At 72.9% G+C, this 22,937-nt stretch carries 19 protein-coding genes; 7 read left to right on the top strand and 12 right to left on the bottom strand.

The genetic code is table 11. From position 1 onward, the window contains the following. Positions 1-69: 69 nt before the first annotated feature. A complete protein-coding gene (locus ACWDX7_RS08520) occupies positions 70-1,515 on the top strand; it encodes a WGR domain-containing protein (protein ID WP_451492195.1) in 1,446 nt (481 codons plus the stop codon). A gap of 76 nt (positions 1,516-1,591) precedes the next feature. Here the strand turns inward: ACWDX7_RS08520 and ACWDX7_RS08515 are convergent, their stop codons facing one another. Further along, positions 1,592-1,963, bottom strand: coding sequence for a cupin domain-containing protein (locus tag ACWDX7_RS08515; protein ID WP_451492196.1), 372 nt, complete (start codon positions 1,961-1,963; stop codon positions 1,592-1,594). 139 nt (positions 1,964-2,102) lie between these two features. Between ACWDX7_RS08515 and ACWDX7_RS08510 the strand changes: the two genes are divergently transcribed. Continuing rightward, positions 2,103-2,807: a DUF2293 domain-containing protein gene (locus tag ACWDX7_RS08510; RefSeq protein ID WP_451492197.1), complete on the top strand. Its 705-nt coding sequence runs from the start codon at positions 2,103-2,105 to the stop codon at positions 2,805-2,807. A 1-nt stretch (position 2,808) separates the two neighbouring features. Here ACWDX7_RS08510 and ACWDX7_RS08505 read toward each other — a convergent pair whose 3' ends face one another. Together ACWDX7_RS08505 and ACWDX7_RS08500 are read right to left on the bottom strand one after the other, a co-directional pair. Then, positions 2,809-3,468, bottom strand: a complete 660-nt coding sequence (locus tag ACWDX7_RS08505; RefSeq protein ID WP_451492198.1) for a class I SAM-dependent methyltransferase — start codon at positions 3,466-3,468, stop codon at positions 2,809-2,811. A gap of 116 nt (positions 3,469-3,584) precedes the next feature. After that, positions 3,585-4,280, bottom strand: coding sequence for a chaplin (locus tag ACWDX7_RS08500; protein ID WP_451492199.1), 696 nt, complete (start codon positions 4,278-4,280; stop codon positions 3,585-3,587). Between the two features lie 127 nt (positions 4,281-4,407). Between ACWDX7_RS08500 and ACWDX7_RS08495 the strand changes: the two genes are divergently transcribed. Further along, positions 4,408-4,965, top strand: coding sequence for a hypothetical protein (locus tag ACWDX7_RS08495; RefSeq protein ID WP_451492200.1), 558 nt, complete (start codon positions 4,408-4,410; stop codon positions 4,963-4,965). Here the strand turns inward: ACWDX7_RS08495 and ACWDX7_RS08490 are convergent. Both ACWDX7_RS08490 and ACWDX7_RS08485 read right to left on the bottom strand, forming a co-directional pair. After that, a complete protein-coding gene (locus ACWDX7_RS08490) occupies positions 4,946-6,151 on the bottom strand; it encodes an SWIM zinc finger family protein (protein WP_451492201.1) in 1,206 nt (401 codons plus the stop codon). The two genes, ACWDX7_RS08495 and ACWDX7_RS08490, sit on opposite strands and share 20 nt — an antisense overlap. Further along, a complete protein-coding gene (locus ACWDX7_RS08485) occupies positions 6,148-8,979 on the bottom strand; it encodes a DEAD/DEAH box helicase (RefSeq protein ID WP_451492235.1) in 2,832 nt (943 codons plus the stop codon). The genes ACWDX7_RS08490 and ACWDX7_RS08485 overlap by 4 nt, the downstream gene beginning before the upstream one ends. A gap of 420 nt (positions 8,980-9,399) precedes the next feature. Between ACWDX7_RS08485 and ACWDX7_RS08480 the strand changes: the two genes are divergently transcribed. Further along, complete coding sequence (locus ACWDX7_RS08480; protein WP_451492202.1) at positions 9,400-9,660, top strand: DUF6343 family protein; 261 nt, start codon at positions 9,400-9,402, stop codon at positions 9,658-9,660. A 69-nt stretch (positions 9,661-9,729) separates the two neighbouring features. Here the strand turns inward: ACWDX7_RS08480 and ACWDX7_RS08475 are convergent, their stop codons facing one another. From ACWDX7_RS08475 to rpsA, 4 genes are all read right to left on the bottom strand, one after another. After that, a complete protein-coding gene (locus ACWDX7_RS08475; protein WP_451492203.1) occupies positions 9,730-10,137 on the bottom strand; it encodes a tetratricopeptide repeat protein in 408 nt (135 codons plus the stop codon). Positions 10,138-10,204: 67 nt separating this feature from the next. Beyond that, the gene (gene coaE, locus ACWDX7_RS08470; RefSeq protein WP_451492204.1) at positions 10,205-10,846 is read right to left on the bottom strand and encodes a dephospho-CoA kinase; all 642 of its coding nucleotides are present in this window, start codon (positions 10,844-10,846) and stop codon (positions 10,205-10,207) included. A 103-nt stretch (positions 10,847-10,949) separates the two neighbouring features. Continuing rightward, the gene (locus ACWDX7_RS08465; protein ID WP_451492236.1) at positions 10,950-11,888 is read right to left on the bottom strand and encodes a PAC2 family protein; all 939 of its coding nucleotides are present in this window, start codon (positions 11,886-11,888) and stop codon (positions 10,950-10,952) included. 185 nt (positions 11,889-12,073) lie between these two features. Further along, positions 12,074-13,582: a 30S ribosomal protein S1 gene (rpsA, locus tag ACWDX7_RS08460; RefSeq protein WP_451492205.1), complete on the bottom strand. Its 1,509-nt coding sequence runs from the start codon at positions 13,580-13,582 to the stop codon at positions 12,074-12,076. Positions 13,583-13,952: 370 nt separating this feature from the next. On the opposite strand from rpsA, the gene ACWDX7_RS08455 reads away from it, so the two are divergent. Then, positions 13,953-14,843 carry a class I SAM-dependent methyltransferase gene (locus tag ACWDX7_RS08455; RefSeq protein ID WP_451492206.1) on the top strand — a complete coding sequence of 297 codons (891 nt, stop codon included), beginning with the start codon at positions 13,953-13,955 and terminating at the stop codon, positions 14,841-14,843. Beyond that, a complete protein-coding gene (locus ACWDX7_RS08450; protein WP_451492207.1) occupies positions 14,840-17,578 on the top strand; it encodes an ATP-dependent RNA helicase in 2,739 nt (912 codons plus the stop codon). The genes ACWDX7_RS08455 and ACWDX7_RS08450 overlap by 4 nt, the downstream gene beginning before the upstream one ends. On the opposite strand, the gene ACWDX7_RS08445 is transcribed toward ACWDX7_RS08450, so the two are convergent. Beyond that, positions 17,568-18,599, bottom strand: a complete 1,032-nt coding sequence (locus tag ACWDX7_RS08445; protein ID WP_451492208.1) for a DUF3068 domain-containing protein — start codon at positions 18,597-18,599, stop codon at positions 17,568-17,570. The genes ACWDX7_RS08450 and ACWDX7_RS08445 overlap by 11 nt on opposite strands. A gap of 14 nt (positions 18,600-18,613) precedes the next feature. Then, a complete protein-coding gene (locus ACWDX7_RS08440; RefSeq protein WP_451492209.1) occupies positions 18,614-18,754 on the bottom strand; it encodes an SPW_0924 family protein in 141 nt (46 codons plus the stop codon). Positions 18,755-19,179: 425 nt separating this feature from the next. On the opposite strand from ACWDX7_RS08440, the gene ACWDX7_RS08435 reads away from it, so the two are divergent. Further along, a complete protein-coding gene (locus tag ACWDX7_RS08435) occupies positions 19,180-20,058 on the top strand; it encodes a DUF4184 family protein (RefSeq protein WP_451492210.1) in 879 nt (292 codons plus the stop codon). A 140-nt stretch (positions 20,059-20,198) separates the two neighbouring features. Here ACWDX7_RS08435 and polA read toward each other — a convergent pair whose 3' ends face one another. Continuing rightward, positions 20,199-22,922 carry a DNA polymerase I gene (gene polA / locus ACWDX7_RS08430; RefSeq protein ID WP_451492211.1) on the bottom strand — a complete coding sequence of 908 codons (2,724 nt, stop codon included), beginning with the start codon at positions 22,920-22,922 and terminating at the stop codon, positions 20,199-20,201. Positions 22,923-22,937: the final 15 nt, after the last annotated feature.

Here is a 22,937-nt window from a genome sequence, read left to right as displayed (position 1 = left end):
TTAGCGTCTTTCACAAGGGATCACCGGCGGAAAGAAGCCGGCGGCCCGGCCTTTGGGGAGGGGTCTGTCATGGCTCGGGAGACGACGTATCTGGAGCTGTCGCAGGACGACGGCGGCGCGCACAAGTTCTACGAGGTGACGGTCGACGGCGCCACCGTCTCCGTGCGGTACGGGCGCATCGGCGCCGAGGGCCAGCTGCAGAACTCCTCCTTCCCCACCGCCGACAAGGCGCGGGCGGCCGCCGCGAAGAAGATCGGCGAGAAGCTGCGCAAGGGGTACGAGCCTGCCGTGCGGGGACAGCGCGTCGCCCGCTCGGTGACCCGCCGCCAGGTCACCTCGGCACCTTCGACGGCGCGGGCGCTCGCCCCGGTGCTGTGGCGTTTCCGCACCGGCTCGGCGGCCTTCGGGATCCATGTGGACGAGGACCGCTGCTGGGTCGGCAACCAGGCGGGCGATGTCCACACGCTGAGCCACGGCGGTGAGGTGCTGGCCCGGTACTCGCTGCCCGACGGGGTGAAGTGCCTGGTGGCGGACGAGTTCTGGATATACGCGGGCTGTGACGACGGCACGGTCTACGACCTGTCGTCGAAGGTGCCCTTCGGCGCCTACGACATTGCGGCGGATGTGGACATCTTCTGGCTCGACATCCGCGAGGGCGTGCTCCACGTGTCCGACCGCAGCGGCGGTCTGACCGTCATCGACCACGAGGACGAGTTCCAGTGGTCGCGGAGATCGGCCGGCTCGAACGCCTGGATGGTCCGGGCCGACGAGCGGGCCGTCTACCACGGACACAGCCAGGGCGTCACGGCCTACGCCCCGGACGGGGGAGGCCAGTTGTGGCACACGGCGACGAACGGCTCGGTGCTCTTCGGCTGGCAGGAGGAGGACGCGGTGTATGCGGGTACCGGGCGCAACACCGTGCAGCGGCTGTCGAAGGCCACCGGCGCGGTAGAGGCCTCGTACCGGTGTGACGCGGCGGTGTACTCGTGCGCGACCTCCCCCGACGGCAGGCACGTCTTCGCCGGCGACCTCGCCTCCTCCGTGTACTGCTTCGACGCCGACGGACGCCGGCTGTGGAAGCTCGGCACGGGCGGCGGGTCCGCGCTGTCGATGCAATATCTGGAGGAGCGGCTCTACCTGGTCACGACGGACGGCTCACTGGTCTGCGTGGACGCGAGCGAGGCGGCCATCGCCGCGGCGCAGCAGGGTTCGGTGCCGGCCCCGCTGGACGTGAAGTCGGCGGCGGCCCTGCCCGTGTACACGCCGGCCGCTTCGGCCTCGGCGGTGGCGACGGTCTCGGTGTCCGCGGCGCCCGCGGGTGCGGTGGTCGTGGAGTGTGTCCAGCGGGGTGGCCGGATGCGGGTCCAGGTGGTGTCGGGCGGCTTCAACTCCTCCTGGAACGTGCAGTTCCCGCTGGGGATCCGGGAGGTCGGCGCCCGCTATGTCGTGGACGGGCTGCATGCGGCTTCGGGTGGTTTCTACCGCGTGCGCGGAGAGATACGCCGGCTCGTGTGAGTGCCGCGGTGGGAGTGCCGTCTGCATGCTGCCCCGGTAGTGGCGGAGCCGGGACGGCGGACCGGTTCTCCCGGGTTCACGGAGCATGGTCCCGGCAGACCGCCGGTGTGACGCCCGGCGGGGCCGGGGTGGGTATGGAGAAGGGAGTGCCCTCGGGGAGGAGCGGAGTCACGTAGAGGACGACCGGCTCGGTGCCGAGGTTGTGGCCCAGGTGGGTGTGGAGGATGCCCGCGGGCTCCACGAAGGTGGCCCCGGCCGGGTGCACCTCGACCGTCTCGTCGTGCAGGACCCGCGTTAGCGTGCCGGATCTGACGACCGCGTCCAACTGGACCCGGTGGTAGTGCCATCCGGTGCAAGCACCGGGCGCGATGACTATTTCCCGCCCCGCGCCGTGCTCGGCGACACAGGCCCCCGCGAACCGGTCGACGGTCGCCTGTCGCACACTCATGAGCCCTCCTCTGTGGACGGATCATCGTCCACTCGGGCCACGGTAGAAGGAGATCAAGCCATCCGGGAAGAGTTTGTGAAACATCAACTGCCGCTCCTCACCAGGTGATATACGGCCGCAGCGGCGGTATCACCTCTGTATGAGCCTCGTGGTCTTCGAGTCGCTGAAGCAGATCCACTGCGCCCAGTGCCGACAGGGCCCGCTGCGGCACCTCGTCCGCGAGGTCGGCGTGCCGCGCTGTCTGGACTGCGCCGATCTCGGACATCTGATCTACCTGCCGCGCGGCGATGCCGCGCTCACCCGCCGGGCTCGCGAGGCCAGTTCCCTCTCGGCCGTCGTCGTCCGCTTCCACAAACGCCGGCGCCGCTACGAGCGTCAGGGGCTCCTGGTCGAGGAGGCCGCCCTGGCCCGCGCGGAGCGTGCCTGCCTTCTGGACTCCGAGGCGCGGGCCCGCCGGCGGGAGCGCGACCGGCTGCGCCGCGCGGCCGAGGACACCCGCTTCACGGCGGCCTTCACCGCCGAGATACGGCGACTGTTCCCCGGCTGCCCGGCCGATCGGGCACTGGCCATCGCCACCCATGCCTCGGTGCGCGGCAGCGGCCGGGTGGGCCGCAGCGCGGCCGGCCGCGCCCTGGACGAACTGGCCGTCTCGATGGCGGTACGAGCCGCCGTACGGCACACCGACACCGGGTACGACGCCCTCCTGATGGCAGGGGTCCCGCGCTTCGCCGCCCGCGCCCGCCTGGCCGCCCAGATCGACGCCATCTTGGACGGGTGGCGTACGGGACCTGCTCCCGATCGGGCAGGTCGTGGCGCTTCGGAAGGTCCTCATCCACAAGGATGATCTACTCCGCCCCGCCCGCCACAGGCATGTGCTGGGGCAGGCGGGCCAGCAAGTGGGCGTCGAGGAAGCCGCGTGCGGAGGCCGGGTCGTGGAGCAGCCGGGCGAAGGGGACGAGCCCGGCCCCGGCCAGCAGCTCGGCGAGCCGGTCCACCGGCCAGCTATAGGCGGGCGTCACCTTGTGGTCGAAGCGGACCGGCTCCGGTCCCTCGGTCGCGAAGAAGGAGGCCAGGAGCAGGCCCCCAGGCGCCAGGACACGCGCCTGCTCGGCGAGTAGGTCGGGCAGTTCCGCGGGCGGAGTGTGGATCATCGAGTAATGGGCCAGCACGCCACCGAGGGCGCCGTCCTCGACGGGGAGGGCCTCCATCCGCGCCTCGTCGAACCGCAGCGCCGGATGGGCCCGCCGGGCGTGGTCGACCATGGCCGGGGAGAGGTCGAGCCCGAAGGCGTCCAGCCCCAGATCGTGCAGCATGGCCGTCAGATGTCCGGGCCCGCACCCGACGTCGGCTGCCCGCAGGTTCCCCGTCCCGCGCACCAGCTCGGCGAAGGTGCCGATCATGGCCCGCGCGAACGGCTGCCCCTCCAGCCGGTCGGCGAACAGCGACGCGTACAGCTCGACGATCCCGTCGTAGGCCGCCCTGGTCTCGTCCTGGTGCTCCACCACGGGAAGGAAGCTAACATCCCCATCCCCATCCCCGCACGTGCGCGGCCGGTCTCCGACCCTCTTCCAGCCCACACCCCTGGGGACCGAATGGCGCGTCATGCCAGCACGGAAGAGGCCTAGTTCAGGCGGAACCGGCGGTAGAGCAGCACACCGCCGAGCATCAGCGCTCCGCCGCCGGGCAGGAGGTAGCCGAGGCCGTCGGCGCCGGTCTCCGCGAGGGCCGAGGTGTGCCGCGGCGGCGTCGGCGGGAGCGTCGGGGCCACCGGCTGCCCGACGGCGGGGGGCTGCGTCGGCTTGGCGACGCTGGGCGCGGGGCCGTTGACGGAGGTGTTGCCGCTGGAGCTGTTGCCGACCCCGACGACGCTCACCGCGTTCCCGCTGACATTGACGGGCACGTCGATGGGGAGCTGGAGACCGTTGCCGGACAGCAGCCCGGGCGAATCCTTTCCGCGTCCTTCGGCCACGGCTCCCCCGCCGTTGCCCCCGCCCTGCTTCGAAGACTGCGACGACGGCTGCCCCGACGACTGCGAGGACTTGTGGCCCGGCTTGCCGCCACCGCCCGGCGCCTCGTTGGCACAGCGGTTCCCGGCCGCCGGGTTCAGCAGACCGACCACGTTCACGGTGTTGCCGCACACATTGACCGGGGAGTGCACGGGCAGTTGCACCAGATTCCCCGAGAGCAGCCCCGGCGAGCCCGCGGCCACTGCGCCCGCCTCCGCGTCGGCGTAGGCGAATCCGCCGACACCGGCGACCGCCAGCCCACCTCCCGCAACGACCGCCGCGATCAAGCCATTCCGACGACTGTGACGCATCAGTTTTCCCGCCTTCCGGAGGAGTTCACGGGTGTTGCACCCGCACCGGAGACAACGCGCTGAACCCATTCGGGTTATAGGCCCGGTAGGCATTTCACTCCATCGTGTACTGGGTACTGCCTATTTCATGACTGACCGCTCACGGCTCCCACTGCTCCTGCTTGACGTGGACGGCCCCCTCAACCCCTTCCGGTCCACCCTCGCCGGCCTGCACGGTTACACCAGTCACCGGATGCGTCCGGCCATCTGGATGTCCCGCCGCGCCCCCGGTTCCCGGAGCGCTCGGCGAGGCCTGCGGGTCCGCCTCCACCCCGCGCACGGCGCCCGGTTGGGAGCCCTGCCCTTCGAGCTCGCCTGGGCCACGACCTGGATGCACCAGGCCAACACGATGATCGCCCCGCACATAGGACTTCCCGGTGATCTTCCTGTCATCGAATGGCCGGAACTCTTCGCCCACGACCCCGAAGGACTCTCCTGGAAGACCCGCGCCCTCGTGGAGTGGGCGGCGGGCCGCCCCTTCGCCTGGGTGGACGACATGATCAATGCCCGCGACCGCGCCTGGATCGCCACCCACCACCCGGCCCCGGCGCTCCTGCTGCGCATCCACCCGCGCCACGGCCTGCGCGAGCGCGACTTCGACACCCTGGCCCGCTGGGCCACCGGGATCAGTGCCGCAGAGCGGTGACCGGGTCGGTGGAGGGGCGGCCCGCCGGCCACCAGTCGTCATCGCCCGGGCGGGATTCGTAGGCGTACCAGAGGGCGTCGCGGCCCAGGCGCAGTTGGCGGGTGCTCGCCGTGAGGCGGTTGCGGTCGGGGCGGAAGGAGCCCTGGGACGCCGCGAGGAGCGCCGGGCGGGCCCGGTCGAAGGGGCCTGCGGGAGGGTCCCAGGGCTCCTCCAGAGCGGCGAGCGCGGCCCGGCCGCCCTGGCGCCAGGCCGCGGCGGCGCGGGCGAGGTCGGTGGTGGTGCGGCCGGTGGCGCGCGCCAGATCCCGGTAGAGGGTGCGGGCCGCCCCGGTGAGGCCCGCGGTGGCGTGCGCGGAGGCCAGCCGGACGGCGTCCTGCCACAGGGACAGCCCGGCGATGGGGTCCTCGGCGGTGGTGAGAAGGGCGAGGGCGCGGGCGGCGGCGTCGGAGGCGAGCTGGTCCAGGGCCAGCGGGTCGGGGGCGGCGGGATCGGCCGGGTAGCTGGGCGGGAGCCCCGCGGCGGCGGGCGCGGCGAGCGGGGCGGGCAGCAGCGGCAGACTGGTTCGGGCGAGCGCCTCGCGGGCCGGGACGCCCGGGAAGTCGGGTGCGGTGTCGGGCTGTTCGCGGGCGGCGTGGGCGGCATTGCGGCGGGCGAGCTCTTCGAGGAGCTCGCGCTCTCCCCGGCCGCGCAGGAGCAGCAGGACGAGCGGGTCCTCGTCGAGGAGGCGGGCCGCCCGGTAGCAGAGGGCGGCCGCGTGCTTGCACGGCGGACGCCCGAAGTCCGGGCAGGAGCAGTGCGCGACGAGCTCGCCCACGCCGGGCAGGATCGTCCCCGCGAGGCTCTGCGGGACCTCCCGCTCCAGGAGCGCGGCGAGCGCCGCGGGATCGGCCGCCGTCGCCTCCAGGAGCTCGCTCCACTCGGAGTCCTCGAAGGCGGGCAGGACCAGCTCGGTGCGGTACGGGCGGGCCCGGCTGCCCCGGACGTACGCCACGATCCTGCCCGGGGTGACGGTGACGGCATCGACGTGGCCCTCGGCGGCGTACGCACGGCCCCGGGCCAGACGGCCCGCATCGTGGGAGGCCTCTTCCAGCGCCGCCACCCAGGCCCGGCCCCACCAGCTCGCCGCCTCCACCCCGGGGGGCACGGTCTCGAAGGTGCGGCGGCGGTCGTCCCGCGCGGTGATCATGCGGGCCTCCGGAGCGATACGAGGTCGGCCAGCTCGCGGTCGGTCAGCTCGGTGAGCGCCGACTCGCCGGAGCCGAGGACGGCATCGGCCAGGGCCCGCTTGGCCTCCAGCATCTCGGCGATCCGGTCCTCCACGGTGCCTTCGGCGATGATCCGGTGCACCTGGACGGGCTGGGTCTGGCCGATCCGGTAGGCGCGGTCGGTGGCCTGCTCCTCGACGGCCGGGTTCCACCAGCGGTCGAAGTGGATGACATGGCCGGCCCGGGTCAGATTCAGCCCGGTGCCCGCCGCCTTCAGGGACAGCAGGAAGACGGGGACCTCGCCCGCCTGGAAGCGGTCCACCAGTTCCTCGCGGCGGGGCACCGGCGTCCCGCCGTGCAGGAGCTGGTGGGAGATCCCGCGGTCGGTCAAGTGCCGCTCGATGATGCGGGCCATCGTCACGTACTGGGTGAAGACGAGCACCGAGCCGCCCTCGGCCAGGATCGTGTCGAGGAGCTCGTCCAGCAGGGCGAGTTTGCCCGAGCGGTGCGCGATGCGCAGCTGCCCTCCCTTCACCTCCTGCTCTTTCAGATACTGCGCCGGGTGGTTGCAGATCTGCTTGAGCGAGGCCAGCAGCTTCATGATCATGCCGCGCCGCTCGATGCCCTCGCTCGCCTCGATCACCGCCATCGCCTCGTCCACCGCGGCCCGGTAGAGCGAGACCTGTTCGCGGGTCAGGGCGACCGGGTGGTCCGTCTCCGTCTTCGGCGGCAGCTCCGGTGCGATGCCGGGGTCGGACTTCTTGCGCCGCAGCAGGAACGGCCGTACGAGAGCGGCCAGTCGGGCCACGGCCGCCTCATTTCCGCCGTCCTCCTCCTGCTGGTGCTCCACGGGGCGGGCGTGGCGGGCGCGGAAGGCGGTGAGCGGGCCGAGCAGCCCGGGCGTCGTCCAGTCGAGCAGGGCCCACAGCTCGGAGAGGTTGTTCTCCACCGGGGTCCCGGTCAGGGCCACCCGGGCGGGCGCCGGTACGGTGCGCAGCGCCTTCGCCGTCGCCGAATGCGGGTTCTTGACGTGCTGCGCCTCATCGGCGACGACCATGCCCCAGCGCTGCCCGGCCAGTTGGGGGGCGCTGGCACGCATCGTCCCGTACGTGGTGAGTACGAAGCCGCCCGCCAGGCCGTCGAGGCTGCGGCTGCCGCCGTGGAAGCGGCGCACGGGCGTGCCGGGGGCGAACTTCTCGATCTCCCGCTGCCAGTTGCCCAGCAGCGACGCCGGACAGACCACGAGCGTCGGCTCGGGGCGGTCCCGGTGCAGGTGCAGCGCGATCAGCGTGACGGTCTTGCCCAGGCCCATGTCGTCGGCGAGGCAGCCGCCGAGGCCGAGCGAGGTCATCAGGTCCAGCCAGGCCAGGCCGCGCGCCTGGTAGTCGCGCAGGGTGGCCTTGAGCCCGGCGGGCTGCGGAAGCGGGGCGAGCTCGCCCGTCAGCCGCTCGCGCAGCGCTGCCAGCGCCCCCACCGGAACCGCCTCGACCGCTTCCCCGTCGATCTCCGCCGTCCCCGACAGTACGGTGGCCAGCGCTGCCACCGGGTCCAGCAGGCCCAGCTCCCGCTTGCGAGCCTTGCGCACCAGCTCCGGATCGACCCGCACCCACTGGTCGCGCAGCCGCACCACGGGCCGGTGGGCCTGCGCGAGCGCGTCCATCTCCCCCGGGGTGAGCCGGTCACCGCCGAGCGCCAGCTCCCAGGAGAAGGCGAAGAGGTGCTCCGCGTCGAAGAAGGCGGTGCCGTCGGTGGCGGACCCCGGCGCGGTGGACCGTATGACGGCGGTCGCCGACAGGGTCCGGGCCAGCTCGCGCGGCCAGTGGACCGGGACCCCTGCCTCCGCGAGGCGGGTGGCGGCCACGCCCAGCAGGTCTTCGAGCTCCGGGTCCGAGAGGGCAAGGACGTCCGGCGCGGGCTGGTCGAGCAGGCGCAGCAGCGGCGGCCAGGTCCGGGCGGCCCGACGCAGCGCGAGCACGGCATCGATCCGGGCCCGGGGACCGAAGCCGGCTCCTGCGGCGCCGGCCCACAGCGGCCCCGCATCGGTGATCAGCGTCGGGTCGGCGAGGCTGTGCACCTGTACGACGGCGGCCCCCGCCCGCCGGAGACCGTCGTCCTCCTCGGCCTCGTCGAAGAGGCGCGAGGAGGACAGGTCGAGCCGGAGCGAGATGCCCACGCCGGTGTCGGCTCCGGCCGCCACCTGCGCGGCCCACTCCCCCATCCCGGACACCCGCTGCGGCTCCCGCGCGGCGAAGGGCAGTCCGGCGGCGACGGGCGCGGCCGGGGTACGGGGCAGGCTGTCCGCGACGGCGTCGAGGAACGAGCGGACCAGCGCCTCCGGTTGGGGCAGCCGCAGCGGACGGCGCCCCGGGAGGGGGGTCGCATACCCCTCGTGCGGCATCGCGGAGGCGACCGCGCGGAGATGATCCACATCCGCGGCGTCCAGCGGTCCCGCCCGCCAGGCGTCGACGCCGTCGGGTGTGATCCCGGGGAGCAGTCGGCCACGGGCGACCAAGGTGAGCGCCTGCACGGCGGCGGTGCCCCAGGCCCGGGTGGCGGGATGCGCGGCAGGGCTGCGGGGCGCCTGGGCGAAGAGCGGCAGGGCGGCGGTGACGGACAGGGTCACGGCGGGCACGCTCCGGCTGCGGACCCCGTCACCGTGGGGGCGCACGACCGTCAGCGATCCCGGTGTCCCCACCTCGGGCAGGACGTCCCCCTCGGGCGACCAGAAGGCGACCCGCCCCTCCCTCGGCACGGCCGCGGGCAGGAAGACGGCGGCGTGGCGCAGCAGAGCCGTGGCGTCTGCCCGCAGCGGCGACTGCGACGGCTGGTGCTGCGGGTGTCGCTGATCCTGGTGCCGGTGCTGGTGCTGTAGGTGCGTTGTCACTGCTTCCCCCCTTTCCCGACCGCTTCCCGACCGTTTCCCGACCGATGCGGATTTCTTCTGCCACGAGTCTAGGTGCGGCCACTGACAACGCCGCTGACCTGGGGATACGTCGAGATGGACACCGGGGATGGGCCCGGACGAGGGCCGGCGACGGGGACGCCAGATGGGCGACCTGAGCCACGCCCCGGTCGCCGGCTTCAAGAAGACGACGACCCGGGCCGTGCACAAGCTGAACTCGTGAACCCCTGAGCCGTCTCGCCGCCGCCTCCCCGGTGGGGCCGTGCCGGTGCCACCATGGACGTGAGGCATGCGACGGAGCTGAAGCAAGCGTGCGAGGCGATGGTCATGCGTTCCGGAAACGAGCCGGTCACCGCCCGCAGTCCGCTGCGGCTGCGGTTCTGGCTGAGTCTGTGGGGTCTGATCTGGGCCTCGGCGGGGGCGACCGCCTTCGTCCTGGCCGACCGTCCGGGGTGGGCGGCCGCCTGCGCGGTGGTCGCGGTACTGGCCGTCGTGGACCTGGCCGTGGTGGTCCGCCACATCCATCAGGGGCCGCACTACCAGCCCGGTCGCGACGTCCCTCCGTACGAGCCACCCGGGGCGCGGTGACCGGGCGCCGGAGCCGTCGAGCCCGGGCCAGGCCAGGCCGCCGGTTCGGCTCTGGCCGGCCGGTCCGGGTCAGGCCTCGAAGCGGGCCGCCTGCAGGTACTCCGGCTGCGGGTCGAGCGCAGCGGCCAGCCGGAAGTGCTTGCGCGCCTGCTCGGGCCGCCCCGAGCGCTCATGGGTACGGGCCAGCGCGAAGTGGGCGAAGGCGTTGTCCGGCTCCCGCTCCAGTACGAGCTCGAACTCCAGCGCCGCGGGTCGCAGCTGGGCGGCCGCGAAGAAGGCGCGGGCGCGCAGCAGCCGGGCCGCCGTGTTCTCCGGGTGGGCCGCTATCACCGAGTCGAGCAGTTTGACCGCGCCCCGCGGGTCGCGGGCGGCGAGCAGGTGCTCGGCGGCCCGGTAGTCGATGACGTGCGTCTCCGGACTCGCGGAACCCGACGGCGAAGGCGATGACGACGAAGGCTGCGGCGTAATGTCGGACACGTTCTCTTCCTTCCCTCTCCAGGCCTGTTCAACGCCCCCCGCCCCGGCCGCTATTTCCGTGGGCACGTCAGGCCCCGCAGCCGCCGCCCGCGTCTCCCGCGGTCCGCTCCTGGAGCCGCGCCCGCACGGTGAGTTCCTCCCACACCTTGCGCACCTGCGGCTCCAGCGCCTCCAGCGGCCCGTCGTTGTCGATCACGAGCGTGGCCACCGCCAGCCGCTGCGCCCGCGTGGCCTGGGCGGCCATCCGGGCCCGCGCCTCCTCCTCGGTCATGCCGCGCAGGGCGGTCAGCCGGGCGAGCTGCGTCTTCGGCGCCGCGTCCACCACGACCACCAGGTCGTACAACGAGGCGAGGCCGTTCTCGGCGAGCAGGGGTACGTCGTGCACCACGATCGCGTCCGGCCCCGCGGCGACTTCCAGCTCGGCCGACCGCGCCCCGACCAGCGGGTGCACGATCGCGTTCAGACGCCGGAGCAGCTCCGGGTCGGCGAAGACGATCGACCCCAGTTTCTGCCGGTCCAGGTCCCCGTCGGCGGTCAGCACCGACTCCCCGAAGGCCGCCACGACTGCCGCGAGCCCGGGCGTGCCGGGGGCGACGACCTCCCGCGCGATCCGGTCGGCGTCCACGATGACCGCCCCGTACCCCGCCAGCAGCCGCGAGACCTCGCTCTTGCCGGCTCCGATTCCGCCCGTCAGGCCCACTTTCAGCATGGCTCGCAGCTTAGTCGGGTCCCCGTGGCCGACGCCGGGCGCCCGTACGACGGCCCCCGGCGCCGGGCCCCGCATACGACTCCGCCACCCGGGCCGTCCGGCGTCAGCCTTCGCCCTCGCGCTCCGCGAGGAAGCGCTCGAACTCGCGGCCGATCTCCTCCGCCGACGGGATCTCCGCCGGCTCGGCCATCATGTTGCCCCGGGTCTCGGCCCCGGCCGCCGCGTCGTACTGGTGCTCCAGGCCCTGTACCAGGGCGACGAGTTCCTCATCGCCCTCCCGGATCTGCCGGTCGATCTCCGTCTGCGTGCGGTGTGCCTCGGTGCGCAGCCCGTGCGCCACCGCCGGCAGGACCAGCCCGGTCGCCGCCGTGATCGCTTCCAGCACCGTCAGCGCGGCGTCCGGGTACGGCGAGCGCGCGACGTAGTGCGGTACGTGCGCGGCGACACCCAGCACGTCGTGCCCTGCCTGGCCGAGGCGGAACTCCACCAAGGACTCCGCGCTGCCGGGCACCTGCGCCTCTTCGAAGGGGCTGCGGTGGCCGGGCATCAGGTCCGTCCGGTTGCCGTGCGGGGTGATGCCGACGGGCCGGGTGTGCGGGACACCCATCGGGATGCCGTGGAAGTTGACGGAGAGCCGGACCCCGAGGCGCTCGACGATCTGCCGGACGGCAACGGCGAAGCGCTCCCATTCCACATCGGGCTCGGGGCCCGACAGCAGCAGGAACGGCGCACCGGTGGCGTCCTGGACGAGGCGCACCTCCAGCCGGGGCTCTTCGAACTCGCTCCAGTGGTCGCGCTGGAAGGTCAGCAGCGGCCGGCGGGCCCGGTAGTCCACCAGCCGGTCCGCGTCGAACCGGGCGACGACTTGGTGGGGCAGGGTGTCGAGGAGCCGCTCGACGATCTGCTCCCCTGCCTCACCGGCGTCTATGTACCCCTCGAAGTGGTAGAGCATGACCAGCCCGGCCGAGTCCTGGGCAAGGGCCAGGTCCGCCACCGCCAGGCCCTTGGCATCCCATTCGTACAAACCTTGTGGATCAAGCACAGTCACCACTCCTCCTCGCCGCGTTCTCTGCACAGAACGTCCAAGGGGGCCTGACCATTCCCCAGTTGGCCGCATTCACCGGAACGCGTGCATCCACAACGCGGTAAGGCCCGCCCCCCTGAGGGGACGGGCCTTACCGTTTTCAGCTCAGCTCAGCTCACACCGGAGTGTGATGCGCGCTGCGATCAGCTCTGGCCGCCGGCCAGCTTCTCGCGGAGCGCGGCCAGGGCCTCGTCCGAAGCCAGGGCGCCGGAGGTCTCGTCCGACTCCGAGGAGTAGGAACCACCCGAGATGCCCGCACCGGCGTTGCTCGCGGCGGCCGGGGCGGCAGCACCCTCGGCAGCAGCGGCCTCGTCGGCCTCGCGGCTCTTGATGACCTGGGCCTGGTGCTGCTCGAAGCGCTGCTGCGCCTCGGCGTACTGGGCCTCCCAGGCCTCGCGCTGCTTCTCGAAGCCCTCGAGCCAGTCGTTGGTCTCGGGGTCGAAGCCCTCGGGGTAGATGTAGTTCCCCTGGTCGTCGTAAGACGCGGCCATGCCGTACAGGGTCGGGTCGAACTCGACCGACGCCGGGTCGGTACCGAAGGACTCGTTGGCCTGCTTCAGCGACAGCGAGATCCGGCGACGCTCAAGGTCGATGTCGATGACCTTGACGAAGATCTCGTCGTTGACCTGGACGACCTGCTCCGGGATCTCCACGTGGCGCTCGGCCAGCTCGGAGATGTGGACCAGACCCTCGATGCCCTCGTCCACGCGGACGAACGCGCCGAACGGAACCAGCTTGGTGACCTTACCCGGGACGACCTGACCGATCTGGTGCGTCCGGGCGAACTGCTGCCACGGGTCTTCCTGCGTCGCCTTCAGCGACAGGGAGACGCGCTCGCGGTCCATGTCCACGTCGAGGACCTCGACGGTGACTTCCTGGCCGACCTCGACAACCTCGGACGGGTGGTCGATGTGCTTCCAGGACAGCTCGGAGACGTGGACGAGACCGTCGACGCCACCCAGGTCCACGAAGGCACCGAAGTTGACGATCGAGGAAACGACGCCGGAGCGGACCTGACCCTTCTGCAGGGTGGTGAGGAACGTCTGGCGAACCTCGGACTGGGTCTGCTCGAGCCAGGCGCGGCGGGACAGGACCACGTTGTTGCGGTTCTTGTCCAGCTCGATGATCTTCGCCTCGAGCTCCTTGCCCACGTAGGGCTGGAGGTCGCGGACACGACGCATCTCGACGAGAGAGGCCGGCAGGAAGCCGCGGAGGCCGATGTCGAGGATGAGACCACCCTTGACGACCTCGATGACGGTACCGGTGACGATGCCGTCTTCTTCCTTGATCTTCTCGATGGTGCCCCAGGCACGCTCGTACTGAGCGCGCTTCTTCGAGAGGATCAGGCGGCCTTCCTTGTCCTCCTTCTGGAGGACCAGGGCCTCGATCTCGTCACCGACCTTGACGACCTCGTTCGGGTCGACGTCGTGCTTGATCGAGAGCTCGCGGCTCGGGATGACACCTTCGGTCTTGTAACCGATGTCGAGGAGAACCTCGTCCCGGTCAACCTTGACGATGACGCCGTCGACGATGTCGCCATCGTTGAAGTACTTGATCGTCTCGTCGATCGCCGCGAGGAACGCGTCCGCGTCGCCGATGTCGTTGACCGCAACCTGCGGAGTGGTGGCGGTGGTCTCGGTGCTGCTCGTCATGTGGGAAAGGGCTCCGGTTACGGACAGAAAGTCGTAGGTACTGCTACGCCGGAGCCCTTATCGGCATCCACCGAAGCCGGACAGCCAAGGAGACCCCCATTCCGCGCAGCGCGGAGGGCCTCGAAAACCGAGGGGACATCAACAGATGCAAGCGCAGCCTGCTAGGTCTGAGGAGCACAGGCTCGCAGCGCAACTTGTAGCATACGGGGGCAGCCGGACAGGGTCAATGCGCGAAGGCCCGCACGCCGGGCAGATCGCCGGATAACCGGCACAATTCGTAGGCGGGAAGGCCCTGATGGCCCTTCTCCGTCTGTTCCACAGACACCGGCCGACACGCGCCGACCATTCGCAGACTACGACGACGGGCCCCATGAACCAAGAGGACTACGCCCCCCAGGACGCCTACGGGGCCGGTGTCGGCCCCGAGGACGACGCCGAGGCCACGCGCCGGGAGGCGGGGGAAGCGGAGAGCAGCCGCGCCAGCCGGGGCTGGTGGGACCGCAACGCCGACGAGTACCAGAGCGAGCACGGCCCCTTCCTCGGCGACGACCGCTTCGTGTGGGGGCCGGAAGGGCTGGACGAGGCGGACGCGGCCCTGCTCGGCCCCGCCGCCTCCCTGAAGGGCAAGGACGTCCTGGAGATCGGCGCCGGCGCCGCGCAGTGCTCGCGCTGGCTGGCGGCGCGGGGCGCCCGCCCGGTCGCCCTCGACCTCTCCCACCGCCAGCTCCAGCACGCCCTGCGCATCGGCGACGACGTGCCCCTGGTCGAGGCGGACGCTGGCAGGCTGCCCTTCCGCGACGGCTCCTTCGACCTCGCCTGCTCCGCCTACGGCGCCGTCCCCTTCGTAGCCGACCCGGTGAACGTCATGCGCGAGGTGCACCGCGTCCTGCGCCCGGGCGGCCGCTGGGTCTTCTCGGTCACCCACCCCATCCGGTGGGCCTTCCCGGACGAGCCCGGTCCCGAGGGGCTCACCGTGGCCGCCTCCTACTTCGACCGGACCCCGTACGTCGAGCAGGACGAGCAGGGGCGCGCCGTGTACGTCGAGCACCACCGCACGCTCGGCGACCGGATCCGCGACGTGGTGGCGGGCGGCTTCCGCCTGGTCGACCTGGTCGAGCCGGAGTGGCCCGAATGGAACAGCCAGGAGTGGGGCGGCTGGTCCCCGCTGCGCGGCAACCTGATCCCCGGCACGGCGATCTTCGTCTGCGAGCGGAGCGAGACGGCCCTCCCGGCCGGGGGCCGGGCGGAGGAACCGACGTGATCCGCCACCGCGAGCTCGACGCCCTTGCGGTACGGGAGGCCCTGCCGGCGCTCGTCTCGGCGCTCGACGGCCACGGCACCGCGGTGCTCTGCGCCCCGCCCGGCACCGGCAAGACCACGCTGGTGCCGCTGGTGCTGGCGGGACTGGTGGGGGACGGACCCCGCCGCCGGGTCGTGGTCGCCGAGCCCCGGCGGATCGCCGCCCGGGCCGCCGCCCGCCGGATGGCCTGGCTGCTGGGCGAGCAGGTCGGCGCCTCGATCGGCTTCACGGTCCGGGGCGAGCGGGTGGTGGGGGCGCGGACCGCGGTGGAGGTGGTCACCACCGGGGTTCTGCTGCAGCGCCTGCAACGCGACCAGGAGCTGTCCGGCGTCGATGTCGTCGTCCTGGACGAGTGCCACGAGCGGCACCTGGACGCCGATACGGTCGCCGCCTTCCTCCTGGACGTACGCGAGACCCTGCGGCCGGAGCTGCGCCTCGTCGCGGCTTCGGCGACGACCGACGCGGCCGGATGGTCCCGGGTGCTCGGCCAGGGCTGGCACGGCGGTCCGGGCGGCCTGGGCCGTCCCGGCGGTGCGCCGGTCGTGGAGGCCGCGGGCGTCTCGTATCCGGTGGAGACCGTCTGGGCTCCTCCGGCCAGGCCGGTCCGGCCGCCCCACGGCCTGCGGGTGGATCCTGCGCAGCTGGCGCACGTGGCCTCGGTGGTGCGGCGGGCGCTGGCGGAACGTTCCGGCGACGTCCTGTGCTTCCTCCCCGGTGTCGGGGAGATCGCCCGCGTCGCCGGGCAGCTGGGCGACGTGGACGCGGAGGTGCTCCAGATCCACGGCCGGGCCCCGGCGGCCGTGCAGGACGCCGTGCTGACGCCGGCGGACCACCGGCGGGTGATCCTGGCGACGGCGGTGGCCGAGTCGAGCCTGACCGTGCCCGGCGTACGCGTGGTGGTGGATTCCGGGCTGGCCCGCGAGCCGCGCGTCGACCACGCGCGGGGCCTGGGCGCGCTGGCGACCGTACGGGCCTCCCGCGCGGCCGGGCGCCAGCGGGCGGGCCGGGCGGGGCGGGAGGCGCCGGGCACGGTGTACCGGTGCTGGACGGAGGCCGAGGACGGCCGCCTGCCCGCGTTCCCCGCACCGGAGATCCGCATCGCCGACCTGGCGCAGTTCGCCCTCCAGGCCGCCTGCTGGGGCGACCCGGACGCGGCCGGCCTGGCACTGCTGGACCCGCCGCCGGCCGGTGCGATGGCGGCGGCGCGGGAGGTACTGGTCGCGGTGGGGGCGGTGGACGCGGCGGGACGGCCCACCCCGCGCGGGCTCGCGATGTCCCGCCTGGGCCTCCACCCCCGGCTGGCGCGCGCCCTCCTGGACGGCGCGCGGACGCTGGGGGCGCGGCCGGCGGCGGAGGTGGTGGCCCTGCTCAGCGAGGAGCCGCCGCGGGAGTACGGCGACGACCTGGCCGCGGCGTGGCGCACGGCCCGCCGGGGCGCCGACGGCTACGCGGCGCGCTGGCGCGCGGAGGTCCGGCGCCTGGAGCGCGCCGCGCAGGACCCGGCGGGGCTCTCCCCCGCCCCGCCCCTTCCCGGAACCGGGGCCGCGCCCCCGGCCGCCCGCACCGCTGCCCCGGGCGAAGTAGGCACCCCTGACCCGGGCGAAGCCGGCACCGCCCTGCGGGGAAGGCGGCGCCAGGCGGACGGCGCCGGCCGAGATCGGGCCGCGCCGGCGTTCGAGGCGCCCGGCCGGGGCCGCGGCCCCGGTGCGGATGCCGTCCCCGATGACGCCGCCGCCGGTCTCGTCGCCGCGCTCGCCTTCCCCGAGCGGGTGGCGAAGGCCAAGGGCGACGGAGCCTTCCTCATGGCCTCCGGAACCGGGGCCGAGCTCGGCGAAGGGTCGCGGCTGCGCAGCGCGCCCTGGCTGGCCGTCGCCGTCGCCGACCGGGCCCCGCACGCGGCCTCCGCGCGGGTCCGGCTGGCCGCCGTACTGGACGAGGAGACCGCCCTGGCCGCCGCCGCCCACCTGCGGACGGAGGGCGCAGAGGTGCGCTGGGAGGGCGGGGAGGTCCTCGCGCGTTCGGCACAGCGCCTCGGGGCGATCGAGCTGGCCGTGCGGCCGCTGCGCGACCCCGACCCGCGGCGGGTGCGGGCGGCCCTGCTCGACGGGCTCCGCGCCGAGGGCCTGGGCCTGCTGCGCTGGTCCCAGGACGCGCTGGCGCTGCGGGCCCGGCTGCGGTTCCTGCACCGGACGCTCGGCGGCGGCTGGCCCGACGTGGAGGACGACGGCGCGCTGCTGGAGCGGGCCGACGACTGGCTGGAGCCGGAACTGTCCCGGGCCCGGCGCCGCGCCGACCTCGGGCGGATCGATGCCGGGCAGGCCCTGAACCGGCTGCTGCCGTGGGCCACCGGGGAGGCGGGCCGGCTGGACGAGTTGGCTCCGGAACGGCTCCCGGTCCCGAGCGGCTCCCGGATCCGGGTGGACTACTCGGCCGGACAGCCCGTGCTCGCCGTGAAACTCCAGGAGTTGTTCGGGCTGGCGGAGACTCCGCGGGTGGCCGGCGTACCGGTGCTCGTGCACCTGTTGTCGCCCGCCGGGCGCCCCGCTGCCGTCACCGCCGACCTCGCCTCCTTCTGGCAGGGCGGCTACCGCGCCGTACGGGCCGAACTGCGGGGCCGCTACCCCAAGCACCCGTGGCCCGAGGACCCGGCGACCGCGGAGCCCACCCGCCACACGAACGCCCGGCTCAGGCGCTGACCCCGTCCCCGGGTTCGTGGCGTCCGCGTTGCCCGGGTTCCTCCCGTACGCGTTCCGCGGGTTCCTCGCGTACGCGCCGGCCGCGGGCCTCCAGCCACAGCGACAGGGCGAGCAGCGCGAGGCCGCCGGCCGCCAGGCCGGCCGGCGCGTACGTGTGCAGCGCGAGGACCTTCGTACGGTTCGACTTGACCAGGTCGAGCGTGTACCTGCTGTAGTCCTCGCGCATCTTCACGTGCCCGGCGAAGGCGGTGAGCTTGCCGTCAGGTCCGCTCGCCGCGATGCCGCCGCGCATCTCCTGCCGGATGTCCTGCTCGGCGTTGACGGGCGCACCGGTCACCGGGTCGACCCAGAACATCACCTTGGCCGTGTACCAGAGGCTGGTGCCGGTGGTCTCTTCGATCGTCGCCGGGTCGATGCCCTCGATCGGCATCTTCTTCGGCATGGCGACCTTGGTCCACGGAATGGTCTGCTCGAAGTAGTAGACGTCCATGCCGCGGAACTTCCGCGAGCCGACGAAGTGGATCGGCGACGCCGTACGGGTCTGCGCGTCGAAGTAGAGGTAGTCGCGCGGATCGGTGAAGAACGGCCACTTGAACTCGATGCCCTCGCGCTTGACCGGATCCCCGTCGACCATCTCTCCGGTGGCGTGCACCGGATCCTGGGTGTGCGCGTCGAAGATGTAGCGCTCGGGGATCTGAGAGACCATCTTCCCGTCGGGGCCGATGATGTGCGACAGCGTGTCCCAGACGACGACGTCCTTGCCCGCGCTCGCCTCGATCTCCCGCGAGGCTTCCACGTTGCCCTTGAGGGTCTGGACGATCGTCACCTTGTCGACTTTTTTGGGCTTCATGCCGTCGTGGTAGTCGATGAGGGTCGCGTCCTTGGCCTCAAGGACCATCTCCTGGTACTGGCCGGCCGGAATCTGGGCGAGGCGGGGGTACGCGTACCAGCGCAGCAGCGGGGCGAGGGCTGCGCAGAAGACGGCTAGGGCCAGCAGGACAAGGCTCGCTGTGCGTCGCATCGCCGGGCCCTCCTCTACTTTCCGGGCGCGGCGGGCGCGGTGGTGAGCAGGGGCTTGGGGGAGGTCTCACCCTCGGGCGCCCCGAGCGCCGTGACGGCGAGGACGAGGAGCACGGCGAGGACGAGCCCGCCGACGGCGGCGGCGAACGCGCGCATACCGGCCTCCGGAACTGATAGGGCGTCAGGGCGCAGGCACCGTAGCAACGCGGGGCCGAGATGAGAACGGCCTGGGCCCTCGGGCTGGGCTCCGCGCGCGACTTGACGGCCGCCGGCGACCCCCTGCCCGGGACCCGCCCCCGAAGCCCGGGCGCCCCGGTCCGCGCGGCCGGCGGCGGCCGGAGCCTGCGAGGTGGCCGTCAGGGCGCAGAGCGGGGCGGCGGAACCGCGTTCGCGCGGGGGACGTCCGAATGTGCGAGCCGCCGGGCGCCGCAGGCCTCACTCGCGACGACGCACGGGGCGCGGGCCGGAGGACGGAGTTCACCCGTCCCCGCGCCCTGGGCGGCTCACGCATACTGTCCGGAACGCGGACCGTTCGGCCCTTTTCGGGCCTTCCGGGCCGTTTCAGATCAACGCGAGGTGCCATGCCGTTCACCCTCAGCCATGCGGCCGCCGTACTGCCGGTCCTGCGCCGGACCGGGCGGGCCCGGGGGCCGCTGGTGGCCTCGGCGCTGGTCCTCGGCTCCTTCGCGCCGGACACCTTGTACTTCGCGGACGCCGTCGTTCCGGGCTTCATGCGGTACGGCGACTTCACGCACTCGCTGCCGGGCGTGCTCACCGCCGACGCGGTCCTGACGGCCGCCCTCGCGGCGTGCTGGCTGCTGCTGCGCGAACCTCTGACCGCGCTCCTGCCGCGCGGCTGGCAGGGCCGTGTGCACGCCTTCGTCCGGGGTGAGCACTGGCGTACCCGCCGACCGGCATCACTCGCGCTCTGGTTCTACGTCTCGGCGGTCGCCGGCTCCCTGACGCACCTCGTGTGGGACAGCTTCACGCACCTGGACCGCTGGGGGACGAACGCGCTGCCCGATCTGGGGCGGCCCCTGGCCTTCGGCCTGCCGCTCTACTCGTACCTCCAGTACGGCAGTTCGGCGGTCGCGGCGGGCGCGCTGCTCTGGTTCACGGTAACCGCCCTGCGGCGGCTGCCGGACTCTCCCGTCCCCGCGTCCGTGCCGGTGCTCGGCCGCGCCGAACTCTGGGGCGCCGCCGTCCTGATCCTGGTGTGCGTGGCGGCCGGGGTCACGCTGCGCGTGATCCGCTGGTTCACGTTCTTCGACCGGATCCGGACGCCGCTCGACATCATCCCCACCGTCTGCTTCGGCGCGGGCGGCGGCCTCGCCGTGTCCCTCCTGCTGTACGGGGTGCTCGTACGCCTGCGCCACCGGCGCGGCCGGCGCCCGGACGGCGAGGACGGGGGCGGAGGCGCGGCGCAGGACGACGACGCGCGCACGCCCGTCCCCGCGTAGCTCCTGTCGTCAAAGGAGCTCCGAAGCAGAGCCGGGGCACGGCACGGGCCCCGATCCGCGCAAGCCGTGCCTGCGCGGGATCAGAGCGCAGGCACGGCGTAGGCAGTGCGCGGATCGGGGGGCGCAGTCGGCTGCGCGGGTCAGTGCGCGGCGGACTCCCAGTCGGGGCCGACGCCCACGGACACGTCCAGCGCGGCCCGCAGTTCCACGGCGGCGCCCATCTCGCGGCGCACCAGTTCCTCGACCTGCTTCCGCTCGCCCGGGGCGATCTCCAGCACGATTTCGTCATGGACCTGGAGCAGGATCCGCGACTTCAGCCCCGCCTCGGTGATCGCCTTGTCCACGCGGAGCATCGCGACCTTGACGATGTCGGCCGCGGTGCCCTGGATCGGGGCGTTGAGCGCCATCCGCTCGGCGGACTCCCGGCGCTGGCGGTTGTCGCTGTTGAGGTCGGGCAGGTACCGGCGCCGGCCGAAGATCGTCGCCGTGTATCCGGTCGCCCGGGCCTCGTCCACGACGCGGCGCAGGTAGTCCCGCACGCCGCCGAACCGCTCGAAGTACGTCTCCATCAGACCGCGTGCCTCGGCGGGCTCGATGTTCAACTGCTGGGCGAGACCGAAGGCGGAGAGCCCGTACGCCAGCCCGTACGACATGGCCTTGATCTTGCGCCGCATCTCGGGGTCGACCGCGGACCGCTCCACCCCGAACACCTGGGAGGCGACCGTGGTGTGCAGGTCCTCGCCGGTGGCGAACGCCTCGATCAGGCCCTCGTCCTCGGAGAGGTGCGCCATGACGCGCAGCTCGATCTGGCTGTAGTCGGCCGTCATCAGCGACTCGAAGCCCTCGCCGACGACGAACCCGCGGCGGATGGCGCGGCCCTCGTCCGTGCGCACCGGCACGTTCTGCAGGTTCGGATCGGTGGACGACAGGCGTCCGGTCGCGGCGACGGTCTGGCTGAAGCTGGTGTGCACCCGGCCGTCGGCGCCGATGGTCTTGACCAGGCCCTCGACGGTGACGCGCAGCTTGGCCTGCTCACGGTGGCGCAGCATGATCACCGGAAGCTCGTGGTCGGTCTGCGTGGCCAGCCACGCCAGGGCGTCCGCGTCCGTGGTGTAACCGGTCTTGGTCTTCTTCGTCTTCGGCAGGTCCAGCTCACCGAAGAAGACCTCTTGGAGCTGCTTGGGCGAGCCGAGGTTGAACTCGTGACCGACCGCCGCGTGCGCCTCCTTCACCGCCTGCTGCACCGCTCCCGCGAACTGCTGCTCCATGGCTTCCAGGTGGTCGCGGTCGGCGGCGATGCCGGCCCGCTCCATGCGGGCGAGCAGCTCTGACGTCGGCAGCTCCATGTCGTGCAGCAGCTCGACCGCGCCCACCTCGGCGAGCTTCCCGGTGAAGGCCTCGCCCAGGTCCAGGACCGCGCGGGCCTGCCCCATCAGCGCCTGCGCCTCGGCCGTGTCGTCGGCGCCGAAGGCCAGCTGCCCGTCGGCGGCGGCCGGAGCCAGCTCCCGGTGCAGGTACTCCATGGACAGCACGTCCAGCGCGAAGGACCGGCGGCCCGGCTTGACCAGGTAGGCGGCGAGCGCGGTGTCCATGGTGACGCCCGCGAGGCTCCAGCCGTGCTCCGGGAAGACCCGCATCAGGCCCTTGGCGTTGTGCACCACCTTCGGCTTCGCCGGATCGGCGGCCCAGGCCGCGAAGGCCCGCTCGTCGGCCTCGTCCAGCTCGGAGGGATCGAACCAGGCCGCCGCTCCCCCGGCCGCGGCCAGCCCGATCTCGCTGACATTGCCCTGCCCCAGCGCCCAGCTGTCCACGGTGGAGATGCCCAGCGGCCCGCCGCCGTGCGCCTCCAGCCACGGCGCGAGCTCACCCGCGCCGAGGACCGAGCCGTCCAGTTCCACGCCGGGCGCCGGGGCCGGCGCCTCCTGCTCCGCGGCGGCGCCCGGGTCCACGGCCAGCAGCCGCTCGCGCAGCGAGGTGTTGCGGATCTCCAGTACGTCCAGCACCCCGGTCACGGCGGACCGGTCGTACGGCAGGCGCGTGAGGTCCGCCGGGGTCTTGGGCAGCTCCACGTCCCTGACCATCTCGGTCAGGACCCGGTTGAGCTTCACGGCCTCCAGGTGGTCCCGGAAGTTCTGCCCGGCCTTGCCCTTGACCTCCTCGGCGCGCTCCACCAGCTGCGCGAACGACCCGAACTGGGTGATCCACTTGGCGGCGGTCTTCTCGCCGACGCCCGGGATGCCGGGCAGGTTGTCGGACGGGTCGCCGCGCAGCGCCGCGAAGTCCGGATACTGCTGGGGGGTGAGGCCGTACTTCTCCTCGACCTTCTCCGGGGTGAACCGGGTGAGCTCGGAGACGCCCTTGGTCGGATACAGCACGGTGGTGTGCTCGGAGACCAGCTGGAAGGAGTCCCGGTCGCCGGTGACGATCAGCACCTCGAAGCCCAGCGCCTCCGCCTGCGTCGCCAGCGTGGCGATCACGTCATCGGCCTCGAAGCCGTCGATCGCGAACCGCGGCACGTGCATCGCGTCGAGCAGCTCGCCGATCAGCTCGACCTGCCCCTTGAACTCGTCGGGGGTCTTGGAGCGGTTCGCCTTGTACTCGGGGAACTCCGTCGAGCGCCACGTCTTGCGCGACACGTCGAACGCCACCGCGAAATGCGTGGGCGCCTCGTCGCGCAGCGTGTTCGCCAGCATCGACGCGAAGCCGTAGATGGCGTTGGTCGGCTGGCCCGTCGCGGTCGTGAAATTCTCCGCGGGCAGCGCGAAGAACGCCCGGTACGCCAGGGAGTGCCCGTCCATGAGCATCAGGCGGGGGCGGTCCGCTGCGGTCGTCTGGTCGGTCTTCTTCGATGCTGTCTCTGCCACGCCTCCGATCCTAGG

It is taken from the genome of Streptomyces sp. NPDC003034, from assembly GCF_053591375.1.
Note: the sequence above shows the minus strand (reverse complement) of the source record. Positions and strands in the feature narration are given on the sequence as shown.

Coding starts and splice junctions, on each gene's coding strand:
- ACWDX7_RS08520 (WP_451492195.1), top strand. CDS start 70: ATGGCTCGGGAGACGACGTATCTGGAGCTGTCGCAGGACGACGGCGGC.
- ACWDX7_RS08515 (WP_451492196.1), bottom strand. CDS start 1,963: ATGAGTGTGCGACAGGCGACCGTCGACCGGTTCGCGGGGGCCTGTGTC.
- ACWDX7_RS08510 (WP_451492197.1), top strand. CDS start 2,103: ATGAGCCTCGTGGTCTTCGAGTCGCTGAAGCAGATCCACTGCGCCCAG.
- ACWDX7_RS08500 (WP_451492199.1), bottom strand. CDS start 4,280: ATGCGTCACAGTCGTCGGAATGGCTTGATCGCGGCGGTCGTTGCGGGA.
- ACWDX7_RS08495 (WP_451492200.1), top strand. CDS start 4,408: ATGACTGACCGCTCACGGCTCCCACTGCTCCTGCTTGACGTGGACGGC.
- ACWDX7_RS08490 (WP_451492201.1), bottom strand. CDS start 6,151: ATGATCACCGCGCGGGACGACCGCCGCCGCACCTTCGAGACCGTGCCC.
- ACWDX7_RS08480 (WP_451492202.1), top strand. CDS start 9,400: ATGCGTTCCGGAAACGAGCCGGTCACCGCCCGCAGTCCGCTGCGGCTG.
- coaE (WP_451492204.1), bottom strand. CDS start 10,846: ATGCTGAAAGTGGGCCTGACGGGCGGAATCGGAGCCGGCAAGAGCGAG.
- rpsA (WP_451492205.1), bottom strand. CDS start 13,582: ATGACGAGCAGCACCGAGACCACCGCCACCACTCCGCAGGTTGCGGTC.
- ACWDX7_RS08455 (WP_451492206.1), top strand. CDS start 13,953: ATGAACCAAGAGGACTACGCCCCCCAGGACGCCTACGGGGCCGGTGTC.
- ACWDX7_RS08445 (WP_451492208.1), bottom strand. CDS start 18,599: ATGCGACGCACAGCGAGCCTTGTCCTGCTGGCCCTAGCCGTCTTCTGC.
- ACWDX7_RS08440 (WP_451492209.1), bottom strand. CDS start 18,754: ATGCGCGCGTTCGCCGCCGCCGTCGGCGGGCTCGTCCTCGCCGTGCTC.
- ACWDX7_RS08435 (WP_451492210.1), top strand. CDS start 19,180: ATGCCGTTCACCCTCAGCCATGCGGCCGCCGTACTGCCGGTCCTGCGC.